Annotated in this window: 26 protein-coding genes and 1 tRNA gene; 14 read left to right on the top strand and 13 right to left on the bottom strand. The window is 39.3% G+C overall.

Going from position 1 to position 26797, the window contains the following annotated elements; all coding sequences use genetic code 11:
- Positions 1 to 66 precede the first annotated feature (66 nt).
- From DC498_RS15730 to nusB, 5 genes are all read right to left on the bottom strand, one after another.
- A complete protein-coding gene (locus DC498_RS15730) occupies positions 67 to 441 on the bottom strand; it encodes a glyoxalase superfamily protein (protein ID WP_116875129.1) in 375 nt (124 codons plus the stop codon).
- The gene (coaE, locus tag DC498_RS15725; RefSeq protein WP_116875128.1) at positions 404 to 1036 is read right to left on the bottom strand and encodes a dephospho-CoA kinase; all 633 of its coding nucleotides are present in this window, start codon (positions 1034 to 1036) and stop codon (positions 404 to 406) included. The genes DC498_RS15730 and coaE overlap by 38 nt, the downstream gene beginning before the upstream one ends.
- 86 nt (positions 1037 to 1122) lie before the next feature.
- Entirely contained in the window at positions 1123 to 1455 is a 333-nt protein-coding gene (gene yajC, locus DC498_RS15720) for a preprotein translocase subunit YajC (RefSeq protein WP_116875127.1), read from the bottom strand.
- A gap of 33 nt (positions 1456 to 1488) precedes the next feature.
- Entirely contained in the window at positions 1489 to 1935 is a 447-nt protein-coding gene (locus DC498_RS15715) for a DUF1573 domain-containing protein (RefSeq protein ID WP_116875126.1), read from the bottom strand.
- 159 nt (positions 1936 to 2094) lie between these two features.
- Positions 2095 to 3021 (bottom strand): transcription antitermination factor NusB, encoded by a 927-nt coding sequence (gene nusB / locus DC498_RS15710; RefSeq protein WP_116875125.1) that lies wholly within the window; start codon positions 3019 to 3021, stop codon positions 2095 to 2097.
- Positions 3022 to 3327: 306 nt separating this feature from the next.
- On the opposite strand from nusB, the gene DC498_RS15705 reads away from it, so the two are divergent.
- From DC498_RS15705 to DC498_RS15690, 4 genes are all read left to right on the top strand, one after another.
- Positions 3328 to 3609, top strand: a complete 282-nt coding sequence (locus DC498_RS15705) for a co-chaperone GroES (RefSeq protein ID WP_116875124.1) — start codon at positions 3328 to 3330, stop codon at positions 3607 to 3609.
- An 89-nt stretch (positions 3610 to 3698) separates the two neighbouring features.
- Positions 3699 to 5342, top strand: a complete 1644-nt coding sequence (gene groL / locus DC498_RS15700; protein ID WP_116875123.1) for a chaperonin GroEL — start codon at positions 3699 to 3701, stop codon at positions 5340 to 5342.
- 138 nt (positions 5343 to 5480) lie between these two features.
- A complete protein-coding gene (locus DC498_RS15695) occupies positions 5481 to 6290 on the top strand; it encodes a formylglycine-generating enzyme family protein (RefSeq protein WP_165813860.1) in 810 nt (269 codons plus the stop codon).
- 199 nt (positions 6291 to 6489) lie between these two features.
- Positions 6490 to 6564, top strand: a tRNA-Val gene (locus DC498_RS15690).
- Between the two features lie 492 nt (positions 6565 to 7056).
- Here DC498_RS15690 and DC498_RS15685 read toward each other — a convergent pair.
- Entirely contained in the window at positions 7057 to 7473 is a 417-nt protein-coding gene (locus tag DC498_RS15685; RefSeq protein WP_116875121.1) for a nucleoside-diphosphate kinase, read from the bottom strand.
- 147 nt (positions 7474 to 7620) lie between these two features.
- On the opposite strand from DC498_RS15685, the gene DC498_RS15680 reads away from it, so the two are divergent.
- The 5 genes from DC498_RS15680 (at position 7621) to DC498_RS15660 (ending at position 12407) form a co-directional block, all read left to right on the top strand.
- Positions 7621 to 8628, top strand: a complete 1008-nt coding sequence (locus DC498_RS15680) for a DHH family phosphoesterase (RefSeq protein ID WP_116875173.1) — start codon at positions 7621 to 7623, stop codon at positions 8626 to 8628.
- Between the two features lie 12 nt (positions 8629 to 8640).
- Entirely contained in the window at positions 8641 to 9636 is a 996-nt protein-coding gene (locus tag DC498_RS15675) for an FKBP-type peptidyl-prolyl cis-trans isomerase (protein WP_116875120.1), read from the top strand.
- Between the two features lie 175 nt (positions 9637 to 9811).
- Entirely contained in the window at positions 9812 to 10897 is a 1086-nt protein-coding gene (gene ribD / locus DC498_RS15670; RefSeq protein WP_255415848.1) for a bifunctional diaminohydroxyphosphoribosylaminopyrimidine deaminase/5-amino-6-(5-phosphoribosylamino)uracil reductase RibD, read from the top strand.
- Positions 10894 to 11778, top strand: a complete 885-nt coding sequence (locus DC498_RS15665; protein ID WP_116875118.1) for a hypothetical protein — start codon at positions 10894 to 10896, stop codon at positions 11776 to 11778. Before ribD ends, DC498_RS15665 begins: the two co-directional genes overlap by 4 nt.
- Before the next feature lie 20 nt (positions 11779 to 11798).
- Positions 11799 to 12407 (top strand): IMPACT family protein, encoded by a 609-nt coding sequence (locus tag DC498_RS15660; protein WP_116875172.1) that lies wholly within the window; start codon positions 11799 to 11801, stop codon positions 12405 to 12407.
- A 53-nt stretch (positions 12408 to 12460) separates the two neighbouring features.
- Here DC498_RS15660 and DC498_RS15655 read toward each other — a convergent pair whose 3' ends face one another.
- From DC498_RS15655 to DC498_RS15645, 3 genes are all read right to left on the bottom strand, one after another.
- Positions 12461 to 13321, bottom strand: coding sequence for a PHB depolymerase family esterase (locus tag DC498_RS15655; RefSeq protein WP_116875117.1), 861 nt, complete (start codon positions 13319 to 13321; stop codon positions 12461 to 12463).
- Between the two features lie 80 nt (positions 13322 to 13401).
- Positions 13402 to 14700: a hemolysin family protein gene (locus tag DC498_RS15650; protein WP_116875116.1), complete on the bottom strand. Its 1299-nt coding sequence runs from the start codon at positions 14698 to 14700 to the stop codon at positions 13402 to 13404.
- 12 nt (positions 14701 to 14712) lie between these two features.
- The gene (locus DC498_RS15645; RefSeq protein WP_116875115.1) at positions 14713 to 15282 is read right to left on the bottom strand and encodes a phosphatase PAP2 family protein; all 570 of its coding nucleotides are present in this window, start codon (positions 15280 to 15282) and stop codon (positions 14713 to 14715) included.
- 239 nt (positions 15283 to 15521) lie between these two features.
- On the opposite strand from DC498_RS15645, the gene glmM reads away from it, so the two are divergent.
- Positions 15522 to 16907 carry a phosphoglucosamine mutase gene (glmM, locus tag DC498_RS15635; protein WP_116875113.1) on the top strand — a complete coding sequence of 462 codons (1386 nt, stop codon included), beginning with the start codon at positions 15522 to 15524 and terminating at the stop codon, positions 16905 to 16907.
- 34 nt (positions 16908 to 16941) lie between these two features.
- Positions 16942 to 18072, top strand: coding sequence for a cysteine desulfurase family protein (locus DC498_RS15630; RefSeq protein WP_116875112.1), 1131 nt, complete (start codon positions 16942 to 16944; stop codon positions 18070 to 18072).
- A 110-nt stretch (positions 18073 to 18182) separates the two neighbouring features.
- On the opposite strand, the gene DC498_RS15625 is transcribed toward DC498_RS15630, so the two are convergent.
- The 3 genes from DC498_RS15625 to DC498_RS15615 form a co-directional block, all read right to left on the bottom strand.
- Positions 18183 to 20303 carry a multicopper oxidase domain-containing protein gene (locus DC498_RS15625; RefSeq protein ID WP_116875111.1) on the bottom strand — a complete coding sequence of 707 codons (2121 nt, stop codon included), beginning with the start codon at positions 20301 to 20303 and terminating at the stop codon, positions 18183 to 18185.
- Between the two features lie 109 nt (positions 20304 to 20412).
- A complete protein-coding gene (locus DC498_RS15620) occupies positions 20413 to 20868 on the bottom strand; it encodes a DUF3347 domain-containing protein (RefSeq protein ID WP_133176868.1) in 456 nt (151 codons plus the stop codon).
- Between the two features lie 10 nt (positions 20869 to 20878).
- Positions 20879 to 21106, bottom strand: a complete 228-nt coding sequence (locus DC498_RS15615) for a heavy-metal-associated domain-containing protein (protein WP_116875171.1) — start codon at positions 21104 to 21106, stop codon at positions 20879 to 20881.
- A gap of 220 nt (positions 21107 to 21326) precedes the next feature.
- On the opposite strand from DC498_RS15615, the gene uxuA reads away from it, so the two are divergent.
- Positions 21327 to 22499, top strand: coding sequence for a mannonate dehydratase (gene uxuA, locus DC498_RS15610; protein ID WP_116875109.1), 1173 nt, complete (start codon positions 21327 to 21329; stop codon positions 22497 to 22499).
- 133 nt (positions 22500 to 22632) lie between these two features.
- On the opposite strand, the gene DC498_RS15605 is transcribed toward uxuA, so the two are convergent.
- Entirely contained in the window at positions 22633 to 23358 is a 726-nt protein-coding gene (locus DC498_RS15605; protein WP_116875108.1) for a membrane or secreted protein, read from the bottom strand.
- A 300-nt stretch (positions 23359 to 23658) separates the two neighbouring features.
- Between DC498_RS15605 and DC498_RS15600 the strand changes: the two genes are divergently transcribed.
- Together DC498_RS15600 and DC498_RS15595 are read left to right on the top strand one after the other, a co-directional pair.
- Positions 23659 to 25008: a DoxX family protein gene (locus tag DC498_RS15600; RefSeq protein WP_116875170.1), complete on the top strand. Its 1350-nt coding sequence runs from the start codon at positions 23659 to 23661 to the stop codon at positions 25006 to 25008.
- Positions 25009 to 25036: 28 nt separating this feature from the next.
- A complete protein-coding gene (locus tag DC498_RS15595) occupies positions 25037 to 26734 on the top strand; it encodes a hypothetical protein (RefSeq protein ID WP_206197639.1) in 1698 nt (565 codons plus the stop codon).
- Positions 26735 to 26797: the final 63 nt, after the last annotated feature.

Here is a 26797-nt window from a genome sequence, read left to right as displayed (position 1 = left end):
CACACGGAATACGCGGATTGTACTGAATAACGCGGATACATTTCGTGAATATCCGTCATATCCGTTTTATCCGTGTTCCATTTTCTTTTCACTAAACAACAATTTGTTGCCAAAAGGATCGTGCAGTGTTAATGTTATGGCATTCCATGGCGCTTCTTCCAGACCGGGGTGGCCGTATTTGTAATTTTTTTCTATCAGTAATTTTTGATAGCGGGCAAGCCCTTCGCTTGTTTCAATAAATACTTTTGCGCCGGGGCAACCGTCGTCGTGGTGTTCGGATAAATGCAGTACAATATCTTCTTTAGATACCTGCATATATAAGGGCGTATTACTGTCAAAGCGATGTTCCCAATCAACCGAAAAATCCAGCCAGTCAATATAAAATTCACGGGCTTTTGCTTCATCAAATATGCGCAGTATGGGAATGACTTTGTGGCTCATGTAGTGTTCTTTTTACAATCGTTAATAATTGTTCGTGCAGGGCAAGCACCTGTGGAAGTATGGCTTTCTGTTCATCATTATAGATAACAAAATCGCAGAGCCTCATTTTTATCTCTTCATTTATCTGGTTTTTCATGCGTTTTAAAACTTCATCTCGGCTTACATTATCGCGCTGCATGGTTCGAAGTATGCGCAGGTTTTTGGGTGCATATACGCCAATTACATAATCAAGATGTTCCTGTGAGCCGCTTTCAAAAATAAGGGCGGCTTCTTTAATGGTATAAGGAGCGCTTTGTTGCAGCATCCACTTTTCAGCATCCCGTATTGTTGCCGGGTGAACAAGACTGTTTAATAAGGCTAGCTGATCTTCATTACCAAATACTTTTGACGCGATATACTTTCTATTGAGCAATCCATTGGTATAAGATTCGGTGCCAAAATGCCTGATGATCCCGGCTTTCAGTATTTCATCATTGTTCATAATTGCTTTAGCCGCTGTGTCAGCATAATACACTGCGATACCCAGCACTTCAAATATGCGGGCAACAAGGCTTTTGCCTGAGCCGATTCCGCCTGTTAAACCTATTTTAAGCAAGGACTGAAATTTTGTATAAACTTATAGAAAATAAAAATCCGAAACCCATAGTCTGGATCCCGGATTTTTTATTAACTCGTTAAATTTTATTTTTTATCAGCAGCAGCGCCATTTAATTGTTTGCTCCATTCCATGCTGATAGCACTTTTTTCAATTTTGAGATAGCTGCCGGGGCTAACTTCAAGCTGCAGGGTATTGTCTTCATTTACCTTATCTATTTTGCCATGTATACCGGCAATGGTAACTACTTTATCGCCTTTCTGAAGGTTGGTCTGAAAGTTTTTAGCTTCTTTCGCTTTCTTGGTTTGAGGGCGGATCATGAAAAAGTAAAATACCGCGATGATACCTACCAGCATAATCATCTGCATCATTTGGGCATTTCCCTGTGCACTCTGTAATAATGTTAAATAACTTGTCATGTTGTTGTTTTAAATATTTGAATACAAATTTGATTAATTCTTTTTATTGACTACCACATTAAAAACAAGCGCATAGGTATCGGGTTGTGTATTGGTAACCACATGAATAGTCTTGTGATTGGGTCCCAATTTATTTGCGCTGTTAAATACACCTTTAATAATACCTTCTCCGCCTGGTGCAATAGGTTCTTCAGGTTTTTCAGCTACGGTGCATCCGCAGGAAGGGCGAACATCTTTTATTACCAGGGGTTTATTACCGGTATTTTTAAAACGGTATGCTACTTCAATTTTTTCTCCTTCGGTTATGGTGCCTTTGTCAAGCGTAGAATCCAGCCATTGTATGGTTGTTAGGCTTGCCGGATCAACAGGAGCGTTTGCTGCTTTTGCAGCATCGGTGGCCACAGGTGTTTTGCTTTCTCCCTGCTGGCAGGCTGCAAAAAAAGTTGTAATAATAATGGCGGCCAAAATAAGTCTGCTCATCTTTTATTGAATTTGGACTGCAAATGTACATTTTTATTACAAGGAAAGCGCGAAGGGAATTGGCAGTGCCTGCGTTATTTTATATTTTGAGCCATTAAGAAATTAAGGGAATTAAACCGCTTAACTTTTCTTAATTGCTTAATAGTTTTTATAAACGCGTTAAGATTTTTTATGAGATACTTTGTGCAGTTTATCCTGTGCCAGCAGATCCTTATGAATATTATCCAAAATACCATTTACAAAATGCCCGCTCTGCTGTGTGCTGTATTCCTTTGCCAGGTCAATATATTCATTAATGGTAACTTTTGTAGGTATGGTATCAAAATACAGGAACTCGCAAACGCCCATTTCCATAAGGATCATATCCAGCACAGCTATTCTTTCCGCATCCCAGTTTTTTAATTTGGGCTTGATGAGCTCAAGGCAGTATTCTTTTTTCTCTAAAACAGTTTGCAGCAGGTCGTTCGCAAATTTCCTTTTTTCCGCGCCCAGCATATCCTGGAAATCAGCATTTGCCGGTTTTTGCAGAAAGTTCAGTACAAGCTGGTTCATCATTTCTGCATCGTCGTCCCAGTGGAGAAAGGTATCATCCATATGAGACATAAAGTCATCGTTTGCCAGCATCAGGTCTGTAAAAATATATTCCAGTATATTTTTCTCCGATTTCTTATTTCTTTCCTGCAGCGCAATATATTCCTTATATACAGGCGCTTCTACAAGCTGTAAATAAGTCTTTCTTATCAACTCATCATTATCCCAGTGCTGGGGCTTTATTTCGGCAACAGCACGCTGGTACGAGGAGTCTTCCAGTATTTTCCATACTATTTCATTGCCGGCTATTTTAATATTTACATTCAGATCTTCTTTGCTGGGCAAATGTTTTGAAGATCGTAAACGGGAGTCCGTTTCTGCATAGCGGGCTATGCTTATGATATGATGAATGAGATAAACGAAAATCTGGCGGGATTGCTCTAAATGCTTGTCTAATAACTTATTAAATTTATTTCCCTGGGCTTGCTCTTCACTGGTATCAATAGTGTAGAGGGTTTGCATAACTTTTACACGTATGTTTCTTCTGCTGATCATCTTTAAAGAACTATTAAGCGGCGGCGAAGGTAGGGAAATTTTGGTATAAGAGAAAAGATGGAAGGTATGAGATATAAGGCGAAGATCGTTTCAATCATATACCTTAAACCCTTTACCTTCTACCTTTTCCGGTAAAATTGGCATATATCCCCAGGTCCGTTTCTGCCATCTTTTTCCACAAATTGCGGTATTACAATAAAAACTGAAATTTTTTCCGGCATTGACGCATTGGCATATTATTCGTATACCTTTGTCCGCCTTAAAGATTTTTAAAATCAAGTCTTTAATCAACAAAAAATCATTTTTATGTCTAAAAAATTTAGTGTAACTCCCCTTCATGACAGGGTGATCGTGAAACCAGCTCCTGCGGAAGAAAAGACTGCAGGGGGCATCATTATTCCTGATACTGCAAAAGAAAAGCCACAGCGTGGAACTGTTGTTGCCGCTGGTCCTGGTAAAAAAGACGAGCCTGTAAGCGTAAAATCAGGTGATGTAGTATTATATGGCAAATATGCCGGTACTGAAATAACGATTGATGGCGGAGACTATCTTATTATGAGAGAGTCTGATATTCTTGCTATCGTTTAAAAATATTTATAGCAATTTTAAAAGAGACGGTTGGCAGGAATGCCCGGCTATCTCAAATTTTAAATCACAAATTTCAAATTTAAAATATCATGGCAAAACAATTGTTTTTTGAAGTTGACGCCCGCAACAAAATGAAAAGAGGCGTTGATGTTCTGGCAAATGCCGTAAAAGTAACATTGGGACCTAAAGGTCGTAATGTGGTAATAGAAAAAAAATTCGGTGCTCCTGCTGTAACCAAAGATGGTGTTACTGTAGCTAAAGAAATAGAACTGGAAGATCCGATTGAAAATATGGGTGCTCAAATGGTGAAAGAAGTTGCCAGCAAAACTGCTGATATTGCAGGTGATGGTACTACTACTGCTACCGTGTTGGCACAATCTATCATTGCGGAAGGTTTGAAAAACGTAGCTGCCGGTGCAAATCCAATGGATTTGAAACGTGGTATTGCTAAAGCGGTTGAAAGAGTTGTTGAGCATTTAAAATCTCAGTCTCAGACTGTAGGTTCCGACAGCAAAAAAATTCAGCAGGTTGCTTCTATCTCTGCCAACAACGACGAAGCTATCGGTAAATTAATTGCAGAAGCTTTTGCTAAAGTTGGTAAAGATGGCGTTATCACTGTTGAAGAAGCACGTGGTACTGAAACCGGCATTGAAGTAGTTGAAGGGATGCAGTTCGATCGTGGTTATATCTCTCCTTATTTCGTTACCAACAGCGAAAAAATGGAAGCTGAATTAGAAAAACCTTACATCCTTATCTATGATAAGAAAGTAAGCACCATGAAAGATATTCTTCACATCCTGGAAAAAGTTGCTCAACAGGGAGCTCCCCTGGTGATCATTTCTGAAGACCTGGAAGGTGAAGCATTGGCAACGCTGGTTGTAAATAAATTGCGTGGCACTTTGAAAGTGGCTGCAGTTAAAGCTCCCGGCTTTGGCGACAGAAGAAAAGAAATGCTGACTGATATTTCTATTCTTACCGGCGGTACTGTTATCAGCGAAGAATTAGGTCATAAACTGGAAGGTGCTGATCTTACTTCTTTAGGCAGAGCAGAAAGAGTGGTAATTGACAAGGACAATACAACTATCGTTGGTGGTAAAGGAAAGAAAAACGATATCACTGCACGTGTAAATCAAATTAAAGCGCAGATAGAAGTTACTACTTCTGATTATGATAAAGAAAAATTACAGGAACGCCTTGCTAAATTAAGCGGTGGTGTGGCTGTATTACAGGTTGGTGCTGCTACTGAAGTTGAAATGAAAGAAAAGAAAGACCGTGTGGATGATGCTTTGCATGCAACCCGCGCTGCGGTTGAAGAAGGAATCGTTCCTGGAGGTGGTGTAGCTTATATCCGTGCTGTTGAATCTCTTGATAAATTCAAAGGCGTTAATGAAGATGAGCTTACAGGTGTTTCAATTGTAAAAAGAGCAATTGAAGAACCGCTTCGCCAGATCGTTTTCAACAGTGGTATTGAAGGAAGCATTGTTGTGCAGAAAGTAAAAGAAGGTAAAGGCGATTACGGTTTCAATGCACGTACTGAAGTGTATGAAAACCTTTTCAAAGCAGGTGTAATTGATCCTACAAAAGTTACACGTATTGCACTTGAAAACGCTGCTTCAATTGCGAGCATGTTGCTTACAACTGAATGTGTTATTTCCGACAAACCTAAGAAGGAAGAAGCTGGTGGCGGTGGTCATCACCACGGCGCTCCTGATATGGGTGGAATGGGTTATTAATCCAGTTGATCGAAAGGTCATATATCATATATCCCGCTTCAAAAGAAGCGGGATTTTTTTTGCTATATTTGAAAACGGCAATATTATTCAAATAATTTTTCTGTAAACAATCAAACCATTATGAAAACAATGCGGCATATGACATTAAATGTTTTGAAAGCTGGTTTGGCTATGCTGTTTATGTTGATTTGTATTGATGTATCAGCTCAGCAAAAGAAGAAAAAAAACAAGAAGGAAAAAATTGTTTTACCTGTTGTGAGTAAGGAGTTATTAGATAGTATTCAGAACAATATGGTGTGGGTAACAGGCGGCAATTTTGTAATGGGCAATGATGCAGGTGAAGCAGATGAACGCCCTGCTTATGAAGTAACCGTAGACGGGTATGCTATAAGTAAATATCCTGTTACACAAAGACAATGGGTTGCTATTATGGGAACAAACCCAAGTGAATTTTCCGGTTGTGATCAATGCCCTGTTGATAAAGTAACCTGGAACGATGCACAAAAGTTTATAGAAATATTAAATGCGCTCACGGATAAAAAATACAGTTTACCTACAGAAGCAGAATGGGAGTATGCAGCAAAGGGAGGAAAGGACTGGAAGCAGTTTCGCTATAGTGGTAGTGATGATATAGATGAAGCAGGGTGGTATTCGGGAAACAGCGGCAGGCATCCGCATCCTGTTGGAGAAAAGAAACCCAATTCAATTGGTTTGTATGATATGACGGGCAATGTTTGGGAATGGTGCCAGGATTGGTATAGCAAATTTTACTACGAGCAAAACGAGCATAATAATCCTGTTGGGCCGGAGTCAGGTTCTGGCAGGGTCAGGCGTGGAGGCTCGTGGTTTACCCAGGCAGCCAGTTGCAGAGTAACCACCCGCAATAGTGTTAAGCAGGATTATATGGATGATATTGGAGGCTTCAGGCTGGTACTGTATCCGAATTAGGTGGGGTGTGGGTTGTGGGCTTTGGGCAGTTAGCTATCAGCAGTCAGCCATTAGTCATCAGCATTGGCTTGAGATATTATCTTATTGAGGGAGGAGGATGAAAATATATTTTGTTTGATTTTATTTCAAAAAAATTTTGCAGAAATGATTCAACACTTATCTTTGCACTCCCAATTAAAACGGGGTAGTTCTACAAAAAGGGAGCATAGCTCAGTTGGTTCAGAGCATCTGCCTTACAAGCAGAGGGTCCGCGGTTCGAGCCCGTGTGCTCCCACTCAATACAGTAAAGGGTTTCATGAAAATGAGACCCTTTTTTTATTTGGGATTTTGCATACAATTTCAGATGCAATACAACTCTTTTAGGTCCCTCTTCTGATCTCATGTTTAATAACGCTGAAGTTCAACCAGGTCTTATCCAACAATCTTTTTAAGTTCATTTATTTGTACAGCATGCTCAATGCGTAAGTTTTGTTAGTGTGTTGTCTTTTTGAAGAAATTATGCTTTTTCTGCGGAGGACTAATTGTTGTAAAAGTTTTTGGTCAATACCAAATGATATGCACAAATTGTAGGAATCTTTTTTTGCAATACATTGAACTACCCGCTATATAAAAAAAATTGAGGCCCATGGAAATGAGCCCCCTTTAGTTTCAACCCTAAACCCTTGAGAAAGATGTTTATATTATAACTAAGATTATGCCAAATTTTAAAAACCGGTCTTAAACCGGTCTTTTTTCGCCAGATTATTTATTTTTTAAATAGAAACACTTAAATCCTTTCCAGTCCTGAAAAGAAAAAATTGCCTTCTATGGCGGCATTATCATCACTATCGCTGCCATGAATAGCGTTTCTGCCAAGGTTTTCAGCAAAAACCCTGCGTATGGTACCTTCATCTGCCTTAGCGGGGTCGGTTGCACCAATCAGCTTCCTGAAATCTTCTACTGCATTGTTTTTTTCTAAAATAGCTGCGATAATGGGTCCGCTGCTCATAAATTCTACCAGTTCTCCGTAAAAAGGACGTTGCTTATGCACCGCGTAAAATTCACCGGCTTTTTCAGCAGATAGCGATGTGAGTTTTAAAGCCACAATTTTAAAGCCTGCCTTTATAATTCTGTCTATAATAGCTCCTGAATGACCATTGGCAAATGCGTCAGGCTTAATCATGGTAAATGTTCTATTGCTCATATTTTTTCTTTTGGGCAGCAAAGGTACTGTTTCGGTTAATAATTAGCATATTGATTTGTGTAATTAGCATCCTTATAAGCCTGTATCTGTTTATGCAGGAAAAAATATTTGACTGAATGGCTATTATAAATGATTTTTGCGCCTTTTATGAAGCCCATCCAGGAGATTTATCCATTATTATCAACCCCACGGAGAATTGTAATTACCATGCATCAAAAGCCTGATCCGGATGCTATGGGCTCATCTCTGGCATTAGCGGGTTTTTTATCCCAGCTTGGGCATAATATTGCCGTAATATCTCCTACCAATTGGCCCGATTTCTTAAAATGGATGCCGGGCTGCAGAAACGTAGTTGATTTTGAAGCCGCAAAAGAAAAGGCTTTATCCATACTGGATAGTGCTGAATGGTTGTTCTGCCTTGATTTTAATGCCATGCACAGAACAAAGCACATGGCTCAAAAGCTTAAAGAGCTGCAATGTGTTAAAGTTTTAATTGATCATCATGAGCAGCCTGAAACAGCATCTTTTGATTATGGTATAAGCCTTACTTCCAAAAGCTCTACCAGCGAAATGGTATACGACTTTATAGTTGGATCAGGCAAGGCTGAGCTCATTAACCAGGATATAGCTTCCTGTTTGTATGCAGGCATTATAGGCGATACAGGTTCATTCCGGTTTCCGGCAACCTCATCAGATGTTCACCGCATGGTGGCTGAACTGAAAAACAAGGGGCTTCAACATTCAATTGTGCACGAAAACCTTTATGATAATTTTCTTGAAGACAGGCTCCGTTTTCTCGGGCACGTTTTATTATACAGGATGGAAGTGTTTTATGAATATAATGCGGCATTGATAGCTATACCAAAATCTGATTTGTTGAAATTTAATGTACGAACAGGCGATACTGAAGGACTGGTTAATTATCCGTTGTCCATCCAGGGAATAAAGCTGGCTGGTTTGGTAATTGACAGGGATGAAGAAAGAAAGTGGTCGTTCAGAAGCAAAGGAGATTTTGATGTAAATACCTTTGCACGTACATATTTTAATGGTGGAGGGCATTTTAATGCTTCTGGTGGAAGAAGCGCTGATTCACTGCAAAAAACCGTACAGGCATTTAAAAACGCTATAAAAGAAAACGCAACACAATTACAATAATCAATTTTAATTATGAAAAAAGCAATATGGGTTTTAGGAGCGATTGTACTGGGGAACTTTATGATGTCCTGCAATAAAGGAAACAGTTCTTTCAAAAAGCTAAAGAACGGAATGGAGTATAAAATCATCAGCTCAGGAAACGGTAAAACCATTGCCTACGGTGAGGTGATGAAATTTAATTTCGCTCAGAAATATAAAGATTCTTTATTGAAAGATACTTATGGACAGTTACCCCAGTACCAGCCTATAGACAGCATGCAGCTACCTAAAGAATACTTTGAAATATTTAAACAGGTTAAAGTTGGCGACAGTATTATTACCCGTATACCCACAGACAGCATTTTTAAAGACGGTATGGGCATGATGCCTGCAGGATTTAAAAAGGGAGAATATCTTTCTACCACTTTCAAGGTGCTGGGAATACTTAAAACAGAAAATGCCCAGGAAGATTTCATGAAAGAAAGAACAGCATTCATGAAAGAAGATTCTATCCGTGCTATTGGCCAAAAAGTGAAAGATGAAAAAACACTTGAAGAATATTTTGCCAAGAATAACCTGAAGCCTGCTAAAACAACAGTTGGAACTTATGTTGATATTAAACAAGCTGGTGGTGAACTGCCTAAAGACGGGCAAACGCTGGTGGTAAAATACACAGGTAAGTTGCTTGATGGTACACCGTTTGACAGCAATATTGATTCAACTTTCCGTCATACCGAACCATATAATGTTACTATAGGACAGGGTGGTTCAATAAAAGGTTTTGAAGATGGCTTAAAGCAAATGGGTAAAGGAGCAAAGGGTACAATATACATACCTTCTGTTTTAGGATATGGTTCGCAGGGTTCAGGTAAAATTAAACCCAACAGCAACCTGATATTTGATGTAGAGATATTAGATGTATTAGATGCGCCCAAGCTTCCTCAGCCTGCTCCCCAGGTTCAGGTAGATACTACTAAAAAAAGAGTGATCAGGCCATTAACTCCGCCGGTAAAAAAGAAAAACCAGTAGGAGCTTCCGGTACCTGTATAATAAATAAACAGCCCCGCCTAATTTGAAGCGGGGCTGTTTTCTGATGGTATCGTTTGAAGAAAGTGACATTCTCAGGTGTGCCTGTAAGCGTAATAATTACTCAAAGACTTGTTACCTTTGCCCGTTGGTAAATTTTTATACCGCTATATAACTCTTGTTGTCTCTTCACGAATTATACATGAACCGGTGTTTGCAACTGGCGCAACTTGCTGCCGGCAATACAGCGCCCAACCCAATGGTAGGCGCAGTGCTGGTGCATGAAGGAAGAATAATAGGAGAGGGATATCATAAAGCATATGGGCAACCACATGCGGAAGTGAATTGCATTGCATCTGTCAATAAAGCAGATGAAAATCTTATCAGTAAAAGTGTAATGTATGTTTCCTTAGAGCCCTGCGCTCATTTTGGGAAAACTCCTCCCTGCGCAGATCTTATCACAAAGCACGATATACCCACAGTAGTTATTGGCTGCCGGGATCCGTTTACTGAGGTAGATGGTAAGGGCATTGATAAGCTGAAAACTGCAGGTATAGCTGTAATAGCCAATGTGCTTGAAAAGGAATGTAAAACGCTGAACAGGCGGTTCTTTACATTTCATACAAAACATCGCCCGTATATTGTACTTAAATGGGCGCAAAGTAATAACGGGGTTATTGGTGATTTGGGCAATAATCGCCTTCATATCAGTAATGCATATACGAACCGGCTGGTGCATAAATGGCGCAGCGAAGAAGCTGCTATTTTGGTTGGCACCAATACCGCAAGGCTGGATGATCCATCGCTTACTACAAGATTATGGCCGGGGAAAAACCCGGTGAGACTGGTGCTTGATATGGAGTTGAGTTTGCCGCATCATCTGCATTTATTTGATAATGCCGTAACAACGATTGTTTTTAACAGGATACAAAATACTATTGAGTCGTTTGACGATATAAAAAATAAGGAAAATAGAACATGGTATTACCAGGTGACCAATGATGTAAGCATTGTTCATCAAATCATACATGCATTATATAATCTCCGCGTTCAGAGTGTATTAATTGAGGGGGGGGCAAAGTTGCTGCAATCTTTTATAGATGAAGGAATGTGGGACGAAGCGAGGATTATTACAAATGAAAATCTAGAAGCAGGTGAAGGCATCAAAGCTCCTGTGCTTGGGTCTTCTCACCCGGTAAAGAATGAGCGCTTGTTTTCAGACCAGGTAGCTTATTATTCAAACAATCAATCCCTTTCACTTTGATATACCTGGTTGGCAGCATTGTATGCTCAACATACCTTACACTGTTTTTCAAGTTAGCGCAGCGGTTTGGCTGGAGCACCATGCAGGTAATTGTTTCAAACTATATAACCTGCGTAATAACCGGCAGCATCATTCGTCAGCAACTTCCCCTTAAATCGTCTTTATATGCAGATTGGTTTGGCTGGGCACTGGCTATGGGTACAAGTTTTATCCTTCTGTTTAATGTTATTGGGTTTTCAGCGCAGCGTATAGGCATTGCTGTTACGGTAACGGCATATAAACTCTCGCTTGTTATTCCCTTCCTGTTCTCTGTTTATTTATATAATGAGGGAGTGGATATTGCAAGGATAGCAGGTGTATTGCTGGCGCTTGCTGCAGTAGTGTTCACCAGCTATCGAAACAGCGGTATTGAAAATAAAACTGCTTTGCCAAAACTATTATTGATCATAGTGCCTGCTGTTATTTTTATCTGGAGTGGGTTGCTTGATACGGCTATTAAATTTGTAGAATCACGGTTTTTAAACACAAGTAATAATGACGAATATCTGGTGACTGCATTTGCTACTGCAGCCTGCATTGGTATTGCTATACTCTCTTTTATTATTATCAGTGGTCGCGAAAAGCTCTCCATGCGATCACTTGCCGCAGGTGTAGCATTGGGGATTCCTAATTATTTTTCTATCGGGTTTCTTATAAAGGTGTTGAAAATAAATCCGGGTAAAAGTGCTGTTATACTAACTGTAAATAATATCGCGGTAGTTTTATTGAGTGCATTTGCCGCAGGAGTTATTTTCAAAGAGAGGCTTTCGTTATTAAATTGGTTGGGTATAGCGCTTGCCGCAATATCCATTTTATTAATTTCAGGAATTTTGATGAGATAAGAATTATATATTTGACCGAAATGAAGCATGCTGATTTTTATTATACCGTTGAACAAAGGAGTGTAGCTGAATATAAGGACAAAGGCAGCCGCTTTATTGCTGTTGTGCTTCCTTTTACTTCCGTAGATGAGTTTAAACCAAATCTTGAGTCAATAAAAAAGGAATATCCTAAAGCATCTCACTATTGCTTTGCTTATCGCATAGGGCTTGATGGAAATATGTACAGGGTAAGTGATGACGGAGAGCCATCAGGAACAGCCGGTAAGCCTATTTTCGGAGTTATTGAGAACCGTCTGTTAACGGATGTGCTGATTGTAGTGGTGCGGTATTTTGGCGGCACCCTGCTTGGTGTTCCGGGGCTTATCAATGCATATCGTTCTGCAGCTGCGCTGGTGCTGCAAACAGTGCCTGTTATACAAAAGCAGGTCGAAAAAAAATACCATCTTCATTTTGATTATACCATTATGAATGATGTAATGAAAATATGCAAATACTATAACTGCAGTGTCTTAAAACAGGATGTTCAGTTGTTTTGTGATATGCAGATCGGTATTCCCAAAAACCGGCTTGATGAAGTGCTGTTTAAACTGCAGGATATACGTGGAATAGAAATAACTGCCGCAAAATAAAAACCCGGGCGGATCTGCCCGGGCTACATCTGAAAGTGAATAAGCTTATTTAACTAACGGTGATATTGCAGCATCCACTCATACATATTCATATTGTTTTCTTTATATGCCGGGTCTGTTGCTTTTGTCCACGAATCATGTTTTCCGGTGGGCCAAATAGTCATTTTAGCTTTAGGTGATGGATTGTAAGCGTTTATTTTTGCAACATATTCTTTGGTATAATTAACCGAAGCTCTGTCATCATCCTCATTATGGAAGGCCCATACGGGCAGATTAGCCGATGCAATTGGCTTGGTATTGGATTCGGTTGCAGTAATAGAACCGCATATCGGAGCTATAGCCGCAAGCATTTTAGGATATGCAGCTCCCGTAGCCCAGGTTAAACCTCCGCCCAAACTTAACCCTGAAACATAAATTCTTGTAGTATCAATCCTGTATTTCTTTATAGCGTATCGTATCATTGCATATACATCGGCTACCGTAGTCCAGCTTTTTGTTTGTGGCGAAAAAACAATAAACGAATAATTCTTTCCTCCCACATTAAAGTTGGGCGGAAATTTCTTGTTGTTGATCAACTTCGGCACAGCATTTCTGAGTACGAGCGGAAGATCCGTCGTCCCATTTCCCATCTCTCCTGATCCATGCAGAAAAATAAGCAATGGATATTTTTTTGAGGTTGAATCATATCTTGCCGGTAATGCCCTGTAAAATCCAAGACAGTTATCTGTTATTTTTTCGCTTATTGCTACCTGTACAGGAGGTGCTGTTTCTACTATATCAACATCTGGCTTTGTTCCGGAGTTTGTTTCCTGGGGGATGACCTCTTTTGACAAATCAGTATTTTCTTTTTTACAGGAGAATACAAGGGTTGACAATAAAATTGCATAAAACAATTTTACAATTGTTCGCTTCATAAAGTATCAGATTTTAGTTTAAAGGTTCTGTGCCACTTTAAATCAAATCTGATGCCGCTAAGCAATATCAAATGTGAAAATTATTCTTCCATTTCTTTTCTTATATCGTCTGAAATGGTTACCAGCACTTTATCAATGCGGTGCCCGTCCATGTCGGCAATTTCGAAAGTAAAACCGCGCCATTCTAATGTATCACCGGTGCGGGGTATGCGTTCTAATTGATGTAAGATAAAACCTGCGAGGGTGTCAAATTCCTGTTCACCTTCATTCATCCATTCCGTTTTTCTGAAAGTGCTTAAAAAATCATAAAACGGGAGTTGTCCGTCAACAAAATAGCTGCCATCTTCTCTTTTTCTTATTTCGTAATCTTCAGTATCATCCACCTGTGGAATTTCGCCAACTATCGCCTCAAGAATATCATTCAGCGTGATCATGCCTAAAAGGCTTCCATATTCATCCACCACAAAACAGCAATGTATTTTTGTTTCCTTAAATCTTTCCAGTACCTGGTACGCTGTGTTGTTTTCCGGAACAAATAATGTAGGCTGCATTATTTCTTTAAGTATAGCTGTGTTTTCATGGATGTACAGGTCTTTAATTGATACGACTCCTTTTATGTTATCAATATTTCCATCGCAAACCGGGTAAACGGAATGTGGTTCAACAATAATTTTCTCTTTAATTTTTTCCTCATTTTTTTCAAGATCAAACCACACAATATCATTACGGTGTGTCATAAGCGAGGTGATATTTCTGTCGCCGAGATGAAAAACACGTTCTATAATTTCCTGTTCCGCTTCTTCAATGGTTCCCTGCTCAGTTCCCTCACTTATAATGGCTTTTATTTCTTCCTCCGTAACCTGGTTATCCTTTGGCTTGATGTTAAATAGCTTTACAGTAAGATATGTGGATTTGCTGAGCAACCACACAAAGGGATATGTAATCTTGCTGAGAAAGCTCATCGGCTTTGCCACAAGCTTGGCAATGGCTTCAGGACGTGATAACCCTATTCGCTTTGGCACCAGTTCGCCCAAAACCAAAGTGAAATACGTAATTACAACAACAATGATAGTGGTTGCCGCAACACTTGAATACGGACGTATAAAATCATACCGGTTCAGAAAGTCAATTAATTCGGTTTTTAGCGCTTCACCTGAATAAATACCCGTTAATATGCCTATAAGCGTAATGCCTATCTGCACTGTTGAAAGAAATGTATCTGGCCGCTCAGCCAGTTCAAGTGCATCTTTAGCGCTTTTATCTCCTTTAGACGCCTGCGATTCCAGCCTCGCTTTGCGTGCAGAAACCAAAGCGATCTCAGCCATGGAAAAAATGCCATTCAGTAATATTAATCCCAGTATTATCAGAATTTCAACCATAGTGTTATGAAGTTAAGCTAAAGAACCAAAACCCACTCTTTTATTAAAAATTGCGCCGGTTAAATAACCAACAGTACAGCCAAGCAACGTACCACAGATAATATCAATAGGGTAATGAACACCAACATAAACCTGTGCATAGCAAATAACAACAGCCCACAAAAACAAAAGCCATCTCCATTTTAAAGGAATAAACAATAGAGTTTTAAAAGAAAACATTGCCAGTCCAAAATGGTTGGATGCATGGGAAGAAGGAAAGCTCCACCTGCCGCCGCAACCAACGAGTGAGCGAACAGCATCTGCAAGGAAGGGGTCAGCGCAGGGGCGTATTCTGCCTGCAAGCGGTTTTATAACAGCACTGCTGCACATATCGGTTATAGCAAAGGTGATCAGGAAGAAGCAAATCCAGCCGAATCCTTTCCACTTATAATTTTGCAACATAAATATCACTGCAAAAAGATACAATGGCGCCCATGTGTACTGGTTGCGCATCAATGGAAAAAACCAATCAAAAAACTGGTTATGCCATTCTCCGTTTATCTTAGAAAAAAGCGCTATGTCGTAATGAATAAGCTTATCCATGCAGATTGTAATTATATATCAAAGTGCATGCAGTTGTGAAAAATCCATGCAAAGCCGGGCAGGTACAACTAATAATTGCGTGGTTATTGGATCGGTGATAATCCGGCATGAAAGAAAAAAATTGTTTGGCAAATGTAATACTTTCTGGCTTCTTGGCTTAAATCTTGTGCCACAATGTGATCACTGGGCCTTCTTTTAAAATTTTAAGCTAATTTCGCACCTCAAAATTTATTTGAAACGTGGCATTGATCAAGAGTATTTCCGGCATACGCGGTACTATAGGCGGTAAACCTGGGTTAACCTTATCTCCTTTGGATGTTGTAAAATTTACTGCAGCGTATGGTACATGGCTTATTAACAAAACCGGTAACCGTAAGGTAGTAATTGGAAGAGACGGCAGAATAAGCGGGCCTATAATCCGCGATATAGTTGTAAGCACACTCAGTGCATTAGGTATAGAAGTTGTTGATTTGGGATTAAGCACTACTCCTACCGTTGAGATGGCTGTTACAATGGAAAATGCCGGAGGAGGTATCATTCTGACGGCAAGCCATAATCCAAAAGAGTGGAATGCACTCAAATTATTGAATGCAAAAGGCGAATTTATTTCGGGTGATGATGGACGTGAGGTGTTGGAGATCGCTGCTGCTGAAAATTTCGATTTCGTTGCTGTTGATAAGCTGGGTACTGTAAAAGAAGATGATTCTTTTATGGCAAAGCATATTGATGCGATACTTGCATTGCCTTTGGTAGATACTGAAGTTATTGAAAAACGGAAGTTCAAAATAGTAGTAGATGCTATTAATAGCACCGGGGCTGTATTTGTGCCTGCACTTTTAGAGGCTTTGGGCGTAAACGCCAAAGATATTACCGTGATTAATAGTGAAGTGCATGGCAGGTTTGCGCATAACCCGGAGCCGCTTCCTGAAAATCTTGTTGAATTAAGCGCTACTGTTAAGAAATTAGGTGCTGATCTTGGAATAGCAGTAGACCCTGATGTTGACAGGCTTTGTTTTGTTTGTGAAGATGGCAGCATGTTTGGAGAGGAATACACACTGGTAGCGGTTGCTGATTATGTATTGAGCAAGAAACCGGGTAACACGGTAAGCAATATGTCTTCTACCCGTGCACTCAAAGATGTTACTTTAAAACATGGAGGAGAATATTATCCCAGTGCAGTTGGCGAAGTAAACGTGGTAACACGTATGAAAGAAGTAAATGCCGTTATAGGCGGTGAAGGTAATGGCGGAATAATATTGCCTGAGCTTCATTATGGCCGCGATGCATTGGTGGGTATAGCATTGTTCCTTACACATCTTGCCAATGCACAAAAAAGCATAAAGCAGTTAAGGGGTACGTATCCTGATTATTTTATCAGTAAAAACAAAATTGAACTGGAGCAGGACGTTGACGTAAAAGATGTTTTTGAGAAGATAAAAACAAAATATAAAAGCCACCCGGTAAATACAGAAGACGGATTAAAAATTGAATTTGATAATGACTGGGTTCACCTGCGCACCAGTAATACTGAACCTATTATACGCATCTACGCCGAAAGTAATTTTGAGTCAACTGCTAATAATATAGCGTTGAGGCTTATGCGTGATATTAAAGAGCTGAAATAGCCTTTCGTAGTTTTTTGGTATATAATATTTTGCTGTGGAAAAGAGAATCTACTTTGATAATGCGGCTACTACCGCTTTAAGTAATGATGTGCTTGAAGCAATGTTGCCTTATATGAGGGAAAAATTTGGTAACCCATCCTCGATATATTCCTATGGCAGGGAGAGCAGGCTTGCTATTGAAAATGCAAGGAAATCTGTGGCTAAAATTTTAAATGCTCATCCTGCAGAAATATTTTTTACCAGTGGGGGAACCGAAAGTTCTAATACAGCTATCACTGCTTCTGTAAGAGATTTAGGTTGCACAAGGATCATTACTTCTGCCGTGGAGCATCATGCGGTATTACACACCGTAGAATATTTGCGCAACAGGGGAGAAGCTGAACTTGTTTTTGTAAAGCTATTACCTGATGGTCATATTGATATAGATAATCTTGAGCAGTTGCTTGCCGGCAGCGAAGCCAAAACATTGGTGACTTTGATGCACGGCAATAATGAGATTGGGAATGTGCTTGATTTACATGCGGTGGGAAATTTATGCAAATTATACGGTGCAATATTTCATTCTGATACAGTGCAGACTGTAGGACATTACCCGTTTGATCTGCGCAATACTCCTGTACATTTTATAACAGGCGGAGCGCATAAGTTTCATGGACCCAAAGGAGTAGGGCTCCTGTATATAAACGAAAACGTAAGGATACATCCCTATATACATGGTGGATCGCAGGAAAGGAACATGAGAGCAGGTACCGAGAATTTATATGGTATTGTGGGTTTTGCCAAAGCACTTGAACTGGCTACAGCTAATTATCAGAACGATAGTGCGGCAATAAAGTCATTAAAGTTGTACATGGCTGATAAACTAAAGCAAAATATAAAAGATGTTTCTTTTAATGGAGATGTGTTTGGCAAAAGTTTATATACTGTACTGAATGTTTCTTTTCCAAAAACGGAAAAGTCGGAAATGCTGTTATTTAACCTTGACATCAATAACATCTGCGCATCAGGCGGAAGTGCCTGCACCAGCGGAGCCGACCAGGGCTCTCATGTAATAAGAGCGATCAATAACAATCCCAACAAAATAGCGGTTCGGTTTTCTTTTTCAAAATATAATACCAAAGAGGAAGTGGATGTGGTGGTGGAAAAGCTGAAGGAATTGATTTAGAAAAAGGGTAGGGGAGATAAGATAAGGTTTAAGGAATAGGATATACAGCCTATAACCTGTACCTTATATAGTATAGCACTATTGTGCCCTGTTTACTATTTTTTCGCACTTTAATAAGTTATTGCTACACCTGCGCCTATCCCCATATCACTATCATAATGCGCGGAAGCTGAAAGGTATTTGGTGATAATATATCTTGTACCGACAGCATATTCTTTATCTGTATTCCACATACCCCATAACCGCAGCCTCCTGGTGATGGCAATATCTTCCCTTTTAAATTGCACGCGGAAATAGCCTGTATGGTCTAAAGACACATCTGTAACAACCCAAAATGGCAATGTGTATTGCAAGCCGATATGAGCTACATGCCTGGTGTTTTTTGTATTTGACGCGCCAAAGATATTCTTACCATGTTCTTCACTGCGGTATCGCCAGTCCCAACCTATATATCCAAACAAGAACTGGTTGCGGTCAATATATCTTCCGAAATGACTTTCGGTTTCATAACCTTTCCTGTTGTTTAAGCCTAAACGCCATTCTGTACTTAGTTTCCAGCGTGTATTCATCAGCGTTACCTCTCCGTCACTGCCATTGCTTTCCAGTCCAATCTCAGCACCCATGAAAAACCTTCTGTCATCAGCATAAACTTTTTTCAAAGCCGCCCTGGCATCGGGTATCTGCGGGTTAGGAGGAGCGTTTTCATAACTAAATATCCTGCCCATACCTGCCATCATGTGATACAAAATATGGCAATGGAAATACCAGTCGCCATACTTCTCCGAGGCATTGAATTCCAGTGTGTCGGTTTCCATTGGCATAATGTCCAGCACATTTTTCAATGGAGCATATGCTCCATGCTCATTCATTACCCGGAAAAAATGTCCGTGCAAATGCATGGGGTGGCGCATCATTGAATTATTGGTGAGAATGATACGTATGTTTTCGCCTGCTTTTATAAGTACCTTATCACTTTCAGAAACAGTTTTATTATTCATTGTCCACACATAGCGGTTCATATTACCCGTTAGTTCAAAACGCAGTTCACGGAATGGCTTATCAGGCAAAGTTGTTTTTACGGTAGATTTCAGCATTCCGTAATTAAGTGTGGTGAGTGTATCATACTTCTCCCTGTACATTACCAAGTTCATATCCATCTGTTGCAGGCTCATGTTCATACCCATATCATTCATATTTCCACCCGGGGTCATCATGTCATTCATCATCTTCATCCCTTCAAAATAGTTTAGCGGGGGCATTTTGTGCTGATATATTTTTTCTCCTCCTCCTATCCAAAAGGAAGCTTGCCCGATACGGTCTTCTGATGTAGCGGTAAACTCGTACGACTTATCAGCTTCCGGTATAGTAATCTCCACATCATAGGTTTCAGAAACAGCCACAATAAGCCGGTCCACTTCTACCGGTTGCACATCTATCCCATCTGAAGCTACTACGGTTATTTTTCCGCCTGCATAATTAAGCCAGAAATAAGTGCTTGAGCTTCCATTGATAATCCTCAGCCTGATTTTGTCTCCGGCTTTGTATATTAAACGGGCTTCTGCTTTTTTCCCGTTGACTGTAAAAGCTTCATAATATACATCACTTACATCCATTGCATGCATACGCTTAAACTCATTGCCCAGTTTTGTTTGCAGGTGTTTTTCTTTAATGGCTTCAACATAGCTCTGTACAGCGTTTTTCCTGATCATATACCAATCTGTAGCATAATGGAGCGAACGCTCAATCTGGTGTGGGTTTTCGTCAGACCAATCACTCAGCAATAATACTTCTTCATGCTTTGGCTTTTCAGTGCGCTTGTAAATTACAATAGCGCCGTACATACCCACCTGTTCCTGTAACATGGTATGAGAATGATACCAATATGTGCCTGATTGCCGGAGCACAAATTTATATTTATGCGTGCTGTGTGGTTTTATAGCTGCAGTTGTAAGATAAGGAACCCCATCCTGCTCATTAGGCACAAGCAGGCCATGCCAGTGGAGTGAAGTTTCATGGTGCATAAGATTATGTACAAATATTTCGGCAGTATCACCTTCCGTAAAATATAAAACAGGCATCGGCAGTTGCCCGTTTACTGCAATTGCTTTGCGCACTTTTCCTGTATAGTTTACGACTGTATCTTTTATAGTTAAATCGTAATGAATAAGCTTTTGCGAAAAACCGTGCATAATGGCAAACGAGAGTAATAATGCCATAGGAAGACGCCGCATACTATGAATATTTTAAATCATTTTGTATATGCTTCAATACCTTACCAATAATTTGCCTGCTTTTTATTTTGAGGCTTGAACATAGTGGATCGATCAGGTTCCCATAACCTTACTCCTTTCCATTTAATTTTTTATCTTTCACACTGCCACATGTAAGCATTTTTGATCCGTAGTATGGGTTTTTGATAGCAGATTCATTACTCAGCCAATAAGCTTTTTTCATAGGGCAATATTGATAATATACATCCTGATTTAACGGAACTGATTGTTTTACTATCTCCCACATAGTAATTGAAACCTTTTCGAATGCTACTCTTTGCTTTTCGATATCAGTTGATCTGCCCATTGCATCCGCAGTTTTCAGTAAATCATTTTTTTGTGTAAAATCTTTACCGGCTTTTATTGCTTCAATAAAATCCTCTATGGCTTTGGAAGAAGCTTTACTATCAGCCGTTATCAATGCATTTTTTATGGAAAAGTAACTGGTCAGGAGATCGTCTGCATCCTGTGCAAATACGGTTTGTCCAAAAAGCAGCACACATGCTGCTAAAAGAAGCCTTTTCATAAAAGTAATTTTATTGATTAATAGATTCAATTTTGAAGCCTGCTTTTTGTACTGTGTCTATTACCTGCTGCACTGTTATGCCTTCTGATTTAACAGTAAGGGTTTTATTCTTATCTGTAGTGTTTACATCCCATTGGGTGATGCCTTCAGCTTTGTCCAAAAATGGCTTTACCGAAGCTATGCAACCGCTGCAATTAATATTTGTTTTGAACTGAAGGTTTGTAGTATCGTTATTCATTGTTATTATTTTTAATAATGCAAAATTGGCAAAGAATGGGGAAGGAAGCATTATACAATTTTGGTTATTATTTGTGAGATTTACGGGTAGCAGGTATATATTCTTCATTTCTATTGTAATATACACATCTGCCCCGCCCAAAACAACGGTAGTCAAAAAGCAATATTCAATATTTCGCTTTTGACTTTTTTACCCTACTTTGCAAACTCAATTTTTCAGCATGTACTCAAAAAATCTATTGCAAACCTGGCGCTGGTTCGGACCAAACGACCCCGTATCGCTCAGGGACATTAAACAGGCAGGCGCACAGGGTATTGTAACGGCATTGCACCATATTCCTCATGGTGAATTATGGACGAAAGAAGAAATCAATAAACGGATTGATGAATTAAAAAAAGGCGGTTTTGAATGGAGTGTGGTTGAAAGCCTGACGGTACATGAAGATATTAAGCAAAGAACCGGCAACTATAAACTATATATTGAAAAATATAAACAATCGCTTGCTAATCTTGCAGCCTGTGGCGTAAAGATCATCACATATAATTTTATGCCTGTTAACGACTGGACGCGTACGGATATCTATTACCCGATGGCAGATGAATCGCAGGCATTGTATTTTAACTGGAGTGATCTTGCCTTGTTTGATATTTATCTGCTGGGCAGAAAAGATGCAGAAAATGATTATCCTGCAGCGGTAGTGGCTAAAGCAACTCAAAAGAATAATGATCTTACCCCTGCTCAGAAAGACGCGCTGATAGATACTGTTTTATTCGGAATTCCCGGCGAAGAAAAAAGAACAACCGCGGGCATGAAAAAAGAGCTGGAGAAGTATAAAGATATTGACAGGAAGGCACTTAAATCAAATCTTGCATATTTTCTGCAGGAAGTAGCCCCTGTTGCCGCGGAGCTTGGTTTAAAGCTGGCAATACACCCAGATGATCCTCCTTTTGATATACTGGGATTGCCAAGAATCGTTTGCAACAGGCAGGACCTGATGGATATCATTTCATTTTCGAACGCTCCGTCAAATGGCATTTGTTTTTGTACAGGTTCATTAGGCGCAAACCCGGCTAATGATTTACCTGATATGATCAACGAGGTAAATACGAGAATACATTTTGCCCATTTGCGTAATACCAAAAGGGATAAAGAAGGCAATTTTTATGAAGCAGACCACCTGGATGGCGATACGGATATGTATGCGGTAATGAAAGCACTGCTGAATGTACAACAGTTATCTTCATTGCATATTCCGTTCCGGCCAGATCATGGTCACCAGATGCTGGATGATATGGGTAAGGTAAATAACCCGGGTTATTCAGCCATCGGCCGCTTACGCGGATTGGCAGAATTAAGAGGTTTGGAACTGGGGATATTGAGAAGTGGGGTATAAGGTTTGTAATTTGTGGTTTATGGTTTGAGGTTGGGTTACGCCACAATTCAAATTGTAAACAAGGCACAAACCATAAACCACAAACCATAAACCATAAACTATAAACTATAAACTATAAACCACAAACCACAAACTATTTAAATCTCGACCATATTTCATAAATGGGTTGTCCTGTTGAACTCAATCCTGAATGGATCCAATTCCCGTCTTCAATTTTTCCATCAAAGCTTAATGATGCTCCCACCCTTGAATTATCACGGGAGAAAAATTCAATATGTTCAGCGTATTTGCCGTTGGTAAAAGTATAGGTTCCTCCACCTGTGCCTGAAAATTCTCCTGTTTCTATATTTATGGCGGCCCATTGAAAACGGGTGCCTGTAAGTAGTTTTAATGTTCTTCTGGATCTTAAGGGCATATCAGCCATTTTGTCGTTTTGTTTGCGCTGTGTAATACGCCAGTTGCCGGCAAGTGGGCTTTTCCCATCATCCACTCTGTTCCATTCAGCCCGTTCGCCGTTTCCATCAGTTATTAAGGTATTATTCCGGACAGAATAAGTATACGCCAGGCTTTTTCCTACCTGTGTTTTATCATCGCTGTTAAATTCAACATTAAGCTTTACCTGGTTGCCGGCAACGGTAAAACTCCCTCCCCAGGTATTGATGAATTTTTTGCCATCTTTATCATAGGTGGTTATCATGCAATAACCATCACTTATCAACAGGGAGGTAGTGTTATTATTATCCGTTATGCTCCACGCACCATTCAATGGAGAAATACTTTTCAGCGGAGCATCAAAACCGAAAAATGTTATGAGCGCAGCAACAACAATAAAATGTCTTAATAATGGCAAGTGTTTCATGATTTAAGAATTTGATGATGTGTCTGGTTTGGATTGGTAAAGATAGAAAATGTAATGTTGATAAAGCAGTGAAATAGTTGATTTATAATATTGATAGTTAATACTTTTTGAAGCGTGCGATACAAGGAACAATGACGGATTTTTACCCGGCAACGCGTTTGGTATTACTTTTCCAGACAAAATATTATCTTTAAACCTTAGGTACAGACCAATGGTAATCCCATTTTGTTGTGGCAACAGAAAGATAAAAATTTTAAACCTTTTAGTAACCCTGAACAGTATCAGTTTAATCAATACGTTATGTCCCTAAACCCCAAGAACCAGAGACTTATATGGAGCAGATTTCAAAAAGCTGTGTTTCGAATTGTTTTTGTTTATTTCATACTTCAGATAATACCAGTAGACTGGAAATTTTACAGATATATCTTCTCGGTTAACTGGCTGCACCTGTATTATGGAGATATTTTTAATCTTGCTCATTACATGCCTCAGTTTGTGGCTGGCGGTGAAAGTTTTGCCGATTGGGGAATTGTATTATTGATAGCAACTGTTATTGCAACAATATGGTGGCTGACAGATAAAAATAAAGATCGCGATTTTAAAATTTTATATTACTGGTTACGTGTATTATTACGATTCAGGTTAGCTGTTGCTTTACTGGCATATGGATTTATTAAGTTGTTTCCAATGCTGGCTCCTTATCCTTCTATAAGTAATCTAAATACAAGTTATGGCGACTTTAATCTGTGGAAATTATTTTCATTAACGCTCGGTATTGTGCCAGCATATCAATCATTTCTCGGATTTACAGAAATAATGTTGGCGCTTGGATTACTGTATCGTAAAACAGCTTCTATTGCTGCGTTTCTTATTATCATTTTTGCGGGAAATGTTTTCATGTCTAATCTTGCTTACGAAGGTGGAGAATATGTGTATTGTCTTTTCTTGCTTAGTATGTCTTTTTTTATTCTCTTATTTGATCTGGAACGAATAGTACAGCTCCTGATATTTCAAAAACCTACAGCCCCCAATTATTTCAAACCAGTATTTAATGTGCGTTGGCAGAAATATGGGAGGTGGACATTGAAAGCTGGTTTTATTTTGTTTTTTGTTATTATATATGGCTTTAAAACGCGCAATGGATACTATTATGATAATTACCAGATTCCTGTTACCAAAGGCTTGCCGGGGTCCAGCGGTTTCTATAATGTGGAGGAATTTATTTTAAACAAAGATACCATTGCCTATTCTGAAACACATCCAAAACGATGGAGGGATGTTGTTTTTGAGAACTGGAATACAATCAGTATCGCTTCCAACAGGGAGGTAATAATTGATTCAACCAATATTAATAGAATTTATAAAGAAAATAATAACAGGATATATGAACTACAGGGTTCAGCGGGGAGACATTATTACAGTTATGAAGCTGATTCAGTTAACCATATTTTAACGCTTCAAAACCGCAATCCCAATTATAAAGACGAAACACTTGTTTTCAGGTATGAAAACCCCGATGATTCAACATTTATTTTGGCAGGAATTGATCAGAATAAAGATTCTGTTTTTGCCACATTAAGAAGGGTAGATAAAAAATATTTATTGAAAGTTATTCAAAAGCAGAAACGTGGCAGGAAGCTGAAACTGTAACCCAATAATTCAATTCAAAACAAATAGCATGTCATCTGGAAATAAGATAGACAAAATGAAAATATCTAACAGGATTGATGCTGATGAATACGAAAGAGCATTAGAGACAGGAAGTGAGCAAATAAAAACAACAGCTTTACGTCCATGGAAGCAGTATGAAAAAATTTTGTTTCGCATCGGGCTCATTTTTCTTGTTGCTATCTGTATTCCCAATAACCCTGAATGGTTTAAACTGGTGCTCAATATAGATTGGAGCAGCCTTAATTATCGGGACTTATATGATATAGCGAGGTTTGGGTCAGGTATTAATTTTTTTGGAGATTCTTTTTTGGGTAAATCATTGGGTGGTTATGCAAACTGGCTCATTACAGCTATTGCTGCAATCAATGCAGGATTCTTATGGACTGTTGTTGTACGCCTGCTAAGGAAAGACCGTGAGGAATACAATACTCTTTATTATTGGCTGAGGACATTGGTACGTTACCGGGCTGGTATAGGAATAATAGGGTTTGGATTTACAAAAGTATTTCCGGTGCAGATGCCTTTTCCATCGCTCGGCATGCTAAATGCTGATTTTGGTGATATAACGGCTCAGAAAATTTACTGGTTATCAGTCGGCATTGCACCATGGTATCAAATATTTGCAGGCGTTGTAGAAGTGGGTGCAGGTACATTATTGTTATTCCGGCGAACTACAACACTGGGCTCTGTTTTGTTGTTTGCCGCACTCGGAGATATCGTAATTGTAAATGTAGCTTATAGTGGCGGTGTGCACGTATATAGTTCATACTTTGTATTGCTTGCAGCTTTTCTGCTGATAGCAGATGTTCCTAAAATTTATAAACTGTTCATAAAAGAAGAGTTTACGGTGCCGGTTAATTATTATCCGGCATTTTCCAAAGTATGGCAGCGATGGGCGCGTATTGGTATAAAAACTGTTACTATTCTTATTTTTCTCCCTTTGTTTTTTTATCTCCAGTATATTAATTGGAGATATGACCCTTATAAATTGCCATCTGCAGCCGGAGTAAAAGAGCTCAGGGGTAATTATACAGTAACGGAGTTCAGGCTTAATGATAAAATAATTCCTTATTCGCCGCTGGATAGTGTGCGGTGGCAGGATGTTACATTTGAGAAATGGCCAACACTTACGTTCAAAGTTAATAAACCATTGCCTCTCGACCTTTCTAATGGCGGAGGCGATTCACAAAGAGATATTGATCGTACTTTTGAAATTACAGCAATAGCCGGGGGGCAAAGAGCATTTCATTATCTTGCAGATGAAATTAATAAAACCCTGTATTTACAGGATAAATATACTCCTTTGCCAATAGCAAGAAACCGTGCTGCCGGAGTTGGAGGTGCAGTTGGACCCACGTGGAATGTAAAAAAGCAAAATAAAATAATTTATGGCGGAGAGGATGATACAGAAAGTGAAGCGTATGACCAGTATAACTGGATACCCAAAGAAGCACTGGCTAATATTGGTAATGAAGTATATAAAATAAATCCAAAAGCAGTGACTACAAGAAGAATAAAGGAATATGCAGAGCCTGCGAATGATGAAGTCAGAAAAAGAATGGTACTAAAATATGACACTCTTGATGGTCAGCGTATTATTTTATCTGGTACAGATGAAAATAATGATTCCCTTTATATTTTACTTGATCGCATAGATCGTAAATATACTTTAAAGGAAAGCAGTTTACAGCCGGGTGAATATTAAGAACTTCGGTAGAGATAAAAGAGTGAGGCATTTTGATATTGTACAAATAACATGTTCAACACT

Source organism: Terrimonas sp., assembly GCF_003075435.1.
In the GTDB taxonomy this organism is placed as follows: domain Bacteria; phylum Bacteroidota; class Bacteroidia; order Chitinophagales; family Chitinophagaceae; genus Agriterribacter.
The sequence above is the reverse complement of the archived record's forward strand: the minus strand, read 5'-3'. Positions and strand labels throughout refer to the sequence as shown.

Bases quoted from the DNA above. Each gene is read 5' to 3' on its own strand.
- yajC (WP_116875127.1), bottom strand. From the start codon at position 1,455: ATGACAAGTTATTTAACATTATTACAGAGTGCACAGGGAAATGCCCAA.
- uxuA (WP_116875109.1), top strand. From the start codon at position 21,327: ATGTACTCAAAAAATCTATTGCAAACCTGGCGCTGGTTCGGACCAAAC.
- DC498_RS15675 (WP_116875120.1), top strand. From the start codon at position 8,641: ATGAAAAAAGCAATATGGGTTTTAGGAGCGATTGTACTGGGGAACTTT.
- DC498_RS15620 (WP_133176868.1), bottom strand. From the start codon at position 20,868: ATGAAAAGGCTTCTTTTAGCAGCATGTGTGCTGCTTTTTGGACAAACC.
- DC498_RS15595 (WP_206197639.1), top strand. From the start codon at position 25,037: ATGTCATCTGGAAATAAGATAGACAAAATGAAAATATCTAACAGGATT.
- DC498_RS15660 (WP_116875172.1), top strand. From the start codon at position 11,799: ATGAAGCATGCTGATTTTTATTATACCGTTGAACAAAGGAGTGTAGCT.
- DC498_RS15655 (WP_116875117.1), bottom strand. From the start codon at position 13,321: ATGAAGCGAACAATTGTAAAATTGTTTTATGCAATTTTATTGTCAACC.
- nusB (WP_116875125.1), bottom strand. From the start codon at position 3,021: ATGATCAGCAGAAGAAACATACGTGTAAAAGTTATGCAAACCCTCTAC.
- DC498_RS15600 (WP_116875170.1), top strand. From the start codon at position 23,659: ATGTCCCTAAACCCCAAGAACCAGAGACTTATATGGAGCAGATTTCAA.
- DC498_RS15695 (WP_165813860.1), top strand. From the start codon at position 5,481: ATGACATTAAATGTTTTGAAAGCTGGTTTGGCTATGCTGTTTATGTTG.
- DC498_RS15645 (WP_116875115.1), bottom strand. From the start codon at position 15,282: ATGGATAAGCTTATTCATTACGACATAGCGCTTTTTTCTAAGATAAAC.
- DC498_RS15625 (WP_116875111.1), bottom strand. From the start codon at position 20,303: ATGCGGCGTCTTCCTATGGCATTATTACTCTCGTTTGCCATTATGCAC.
- DC498_RS15705 (WP_116875124.1), top strand. From the start codon at position 3,328: ATGTCTAAAAAATTTAGTGTAACTCCCCTTCATGACAGGGTGATCGTG.
- DC498_RS15730 (WP_116875129.1), bottom strand. From the start codon at position 441: ATGAGCCACAAAGTCATTCCCATACTGCGCATATTTGATGAAGCAAAA.
- groL (WP_116875123.1), top strand. From the start codon at position 3,699: ATGGCAAAACAATTGTTTTTTGAAGTTGACGCCCGCAACAAAATGAAA.
- DC498_RS15650 (WP_116875116.1), bottom strand. From the start codon at position 14,700: ATGGTTGAAATTCTGATAATACTGGGATTAATATTACTGAATGGCATT.
- DC498_RS15605 (WP_116875108.1), bottom strand. From the start codon at position 23,358: ATGAAACACTTGCCATTATTAAGACATTTTATTGTTGTTGCTGCGCTC.
- DC498_RS15615 (WP_116875171.1), bottom strand. From the start codon at position 21,106: ATGAATAACGATACTACAAACCTTCAGTTCAAAACAAATATTAATTGC.
- DC498_RS15715 (WP_116875126.1), bottom strand. From the start codon at position 1,935: ATGAGCAGACTTATTTTGGCCGCCATTATTATTACAACTTTTTTTGCA.
- DC498_RS15680 (WP_116875173.1), top strand. From the start codon at position 7,621: ATGAAGCCCATCCAGGAGATTTATCCATTATTATCAACCCCACGGAGA.
- DC498_RS15685 (WP_116875121.1), bottom strand. From the start codon at position 7,473: ATGAGCAATAGAACATTTACCATGATTAAGCCTGACGCATTTGCCAAT.